This is a genomic window from Pseudorhodobacter sp. (genome assembly GCF_030452865.1).
GTDB lineage: Bacteria > Pseudomonadota > Alphaproteobacteria > Rhodobacterales > Rhodobacteraceae > Pseudorhodobacter.
In genome coordinates this window covers 1-3,892 of record NZ_JAKDLJ010000347.1, presented here as the reverse complement: position 1 = coordinate 3,892, position 3,892 = coordinate 1, and the positions used below count along the sequence as shown (strand labels likewise).

Here is a 3,892-nt window from a genome sequence, read left to right as displayed (position 1 = left end):
GCGACACCGGATTGCCATGATCTGCTTACCTCGACACTGGCGGAGATGTTGGCGCGTGCGGATGCGTAGGGGGTGGGCATGAACGACCCGCTGATCCTGATTCCCGGCCTGATGTCAGACGCGCGACTGTTCGGCGCGCAGATCATTGACCTGTCACGCAGCCGGGCGGTGATGGTGGCGCTGCCGCATCCCGGTGCCACGATTGAGGAGATTTCGGCCCATGTCCTCGCCTCCGCGCCTGCGCGCTTTGCACTTGCCGGGCTTGGCCTTGGCGCGCATGTCGCATTGGATCTGATGCGGCGGGATATGGCGCGGGTGTCGCGGGTGGCGCTGCTCTCCGCCGATCCGCTGGGCGAAAGCCCCGATGCCGCCGCTGCCCGTGAAAAGCGGATGATTCTTGCGCGCACCGGCAGGCTTTCGCAGGCGATGGCCGAAGACATGCCAAGCCGCGCCCTGGCCGACTCGGACCGGGCCGACGAAATCATGACGTTGGTTGAAGATATGGCTTTTGCCTTGGGGCCGGATGTGTTTGTCGCCCAATCCCGCGCATTGCAACGCCGTCGCGATCAGCAAAAAACCCTGCGCCGGGCGCAGATACCGGCGCTGGTGCTCGCCGGGGCAAAAGACAGCCTTGTACCGCTGCGCCGTCAGGCCTTCATGGCGGAGTTGATGCCGTCGGCGCGTGTGCAGATCATTGAAAACGCAGGGCATTTACTGCCATTGGAGCAACCGGACGCCGTGACGCGGGCGCTGGCGATGTTTTTTGACGGCCCATTGGTCTTGAGCTGAATCGTTACAACAGTCACGAAAAAGCCCCCGAAACCGGGGGCCTTTTCTCTTTAACCGTGCAGCGTTCAGGATGCGGCTTTTGCTGCGCCGATCGGAGTGATCTCCGCCCCGGAATCTGCGCCCGCTGCCTCGGCGTTCGCGTCGATGAAATCCAGCACCAGCGGGCGAATGTTCAAACGCCAGCTTTTGCCCGCAAAGATGCCGTAGTGGCCTGCTCCCGGCTCCAGATGGCTCGCCTTCTTGCTGTCCGGCAATCCGGTGCACAGACTCAGTGCCGCGATGCATTGGCCGGGGGCGGAAATGTCGTCGTTCGCGCCTTCCACCGTCATCACCGCGACTCGGGTGATCGCGCCAATATCGACGCGCTTGCCCCCGACGGTGAATTCATTCTTCGCAATCTCACCGTTCTTGAAAATCCGTTCCACCGTCGACAGATAAAACTCTGCGGTCATGTCCATCACGGCCAGATATTCATCGTAAAAGCGGTTATGGGCGTCGTAATCCGATGCCTCGCCCCGCGCGACGCGCATGATCTGATCGGAAAATGCCTTGCTGTGACGCTCGGCGTTCATCGAAATGAAACTTTGCAATTGCAACAGGCCGGGATAGACCTGCCGCCCCGCGCCTTTGTACATGAAGCCGACCTGCTGAATCGCGGACTGTTCCAACTGTCCCATCAGCACGCGGCGGCCAAAGTCCGTCACATCCGTTGCAGCGGCGTCCGGATCGACCGGGCCGCCGATCAGGGTCAGGCTTCGCGGTTGCGCCTCCGGGTCTTCGGCGGCAAGATAGGCGGTTGCGGCAAGGGTCAGAGGGACCGGTTGGCAAATCGCGATCACATGGGTGTCAGGGCCAAGTTCACGCATGAAATCAACGAGGTAGAGCGTATAATCCTCAATATCGAATTTGCCTGCGCTGACCGGAATGTCACGGGCGTTGTGCCAATCGGTGACATAGACCTCACAATCAATCAGCAGGCTTTTCACGGTAGAACGCAGCAGCGTCGCATAATGGCCCGACATCGGCGCCACCAGCAGAACCTTGCGCTTCATTGGCGCGCGGCGGCGGACCGAGAAATGGATCAGATCCCCGAACGGGCGCTGCACAACCTTGATGATGTCAACCAGATGGTCCTGGCCTTTGGTGCCGACGATAGAGCGGACTGCCCAATCCGGCTTTTCGATCATCCGGCCAAAGGATCGCTCCGTCACCTCGCCCCAGGCGGCGGTCAACTGGATCATCGGGTTCAGCGAAAGTGCGAATGCCGGGTAGGACGCCATCGCCTTTGCCGTCGCGCCCAACCATTCATTCGTGTTGCGCACACTTTCCATTAGGTCATAGGTCATCATATACTTCATCGTATCTCCAAGGCCGTTCCGGCTGCGGCGAAATGATCGCGCTCCGAAATCGGGCGTACGCGCGTTATGCTGCATAGCAGCGAAGATAGTGGGGAAAGTTTAAAATGGCAACTCCTGAACATGACGCTGATGCAAGGCTGGCACGGTTGAACGCCAATCTGGCCAAGGTTGATGATCTGACGAAGCGATTGACCTCCGCCCTTTCCCAACGCAAGTCGGCGGATCCGGCGCTGTCGGGGCCGGGGCAGGAGGTCTATATGAAGGCCGCGACCGCCTATGTTGCCGAGATGATGCAAAATCCCTCCAAGATCATTGAGAATCAGGTCAATTATTGGGGCCGCACTCTTAAACATTATGTTGATGCACAGAATGTCCTGCTTAAAGGCGAAATTAAGGCACCCGCTGATCTAACCCCGAAAGACCGCCGTTTTTCCAACCCACTGTGGGAAGAACACCCGTTTTTCAACTATCTCAAGCAACAATATATGTTGAATGCGGAACTGATCACCAATTCGGTTGACGGTTTGGAACAGATGGAGCCGGGCGACAAGAAGCGGGTGGAGTATTTCACGCGCCAGATCGTCGACATGATGTCACCGACGAATTTCCTTGGCACCAACCCGGACGCGCTGGAAAAAGCCGTGGCGACCGATGGTGAAAGCCTTGTTGCGGGCCTCGAAAACCTCGTGCGCGATATTGAAAGCAATGGCGGTGACCTGCTGGTCACGCTGGCCGACAAACAAGCGTTCCGCGTCGGTGAGAATATCGCCACAACGCCCGGTTCGGTGATCTACCGCAACAAGATGATGGAATTGATCCAATATGCGCCGACCACGGACACGGTGCATGACATCCCGCTGGTGATTTTTCCGCCATGGATCAACAAGTTCTACATTCTGGACCTGAAGCCGCAAAACAGCCTGATCAAGTGGATCGTCGATCAGGGCTTCACACTGTTTGTGGTATCTTGGGTCAACCCGGACGCCTCCTACGCCGATGTCGGGATTGATGACTATATCCGCGACGGCTATCTGCGCGCGATGGCCGAGGTCCGGCGCATCTGCGGCACCAAACAACTTAACGCGGTGGGCTATTGCATCGCGGGAACAACGCTGTCGCTGACGCTTGGTCATCTGGCGAAGGCGGGTGACAAAACCGTAAAATCCGCGACATTCTTCACCACGATGACTGATTTTTCCGATCCGGGGGAGGTCGGTGTTTTCCTCAACAATGATTTTGTCGACGGGATCGAACGACAGGTGCAGGCGGACGGGATTCTGGACAAGACCTTCATGTCGCGCACTTTTTCCTTCCTGCGGTCCAATGACCTGATCTATCAGCCCGCAATCAAAAGCTACATGATGGGGGAGGCACCGCCTGCCTTCGATCTGCTGTTCTGGAACGGCGATGGCACCAATCTGCCCGCCAAAATGGCAATCGAATATCTGCGCGGGCTTTGCCAGGATGACGGTCTGGCGAAGGGTATGTTCCCGGTGTTCGGCGAACCTGTCAGCCTGTCGGACATCAAGATCCCTGTTTGCGCCATCGCTTGCGAGACCGATCATATTGCGGCGTGGAAATCCAGCTATGCCGGCATCGCGCGTTTCGGGTCAACGGACAAAACCTTCATAATGGCGCAATCTGGCCATATTGCCGGGATCGTCAACCCGCCGAGCAAGCAGAAATACGGCCATTACGTCAACGCCGCCCCGATGACCACGCCCGAGGATTTCATGGCCGGGGCG

Annotated in this window: 3 protein-coding genes; 2 read left to right on the top strand and 1 reads right to left on the bottom strand. The window is 58.2% G+C overall.

Annotated elements, in window-relative coordinates; all coding sequences use genetic code 11:
* The first annotated feature begins 78 nt into the window (after positions 1–78).
* Positions 79–789 carry an alpha/beta fold hydrolase gene (locus L0H65_RS16015; RefSeq protein WP_301460127.1) on the top strand — a complete coding sequence of 237 codons (711 nt, stop codon included), beginning with the start codon at positions 79–81 and terminating at the stop codon, positions 787–789.
* A 65-nt stretch (positions 790–854) separates the two neighbouring features.
* Here L0H65_RS16015 and phaZ read toward each other — a convergent pair whose 3' ends face one another.
* Positions 855–2,147, bottom strand: coding sequence for a polyhydroxyalkanoate depolymerase (phaZ, locus tag L0H65_RS16010; RefSeq protein WP_301460126.1), 1,293 nt, complete (start codon positions 2,145–2,147; stop codon positions 855–857).
* Positions 2,148–2,251: 104 nt separating this feature from the next.
* Between phaZ and phaC the strand changes: the two genes are divergently transcribed.
* On the top strand, positions 2,252–3,892 hold a 1,641-nt coding region (gene phaC, locus L0H65_RS16005), incomplete at its 3' end, for a class I poly(R)-hydroxyalkanoic acid synthase (protein WP_301460124.1).

Excerpts from the sequence above, each read along its gene's own strand:
- L0H65_RS16015 (WP_301460127.1), top strand. The coding sequence starts at position 79 with ATGAACGACCCGCTGATCCTGATTCCCGGCCTGATGTCAGACGCGCGA.
- phaZ (WP_301460126.1), bottom strand. The coding sequence starts at position 2,147 with ATGAAGTATATGATGACCTATGACCTAATGGAAAGTGTGCGCAACACG.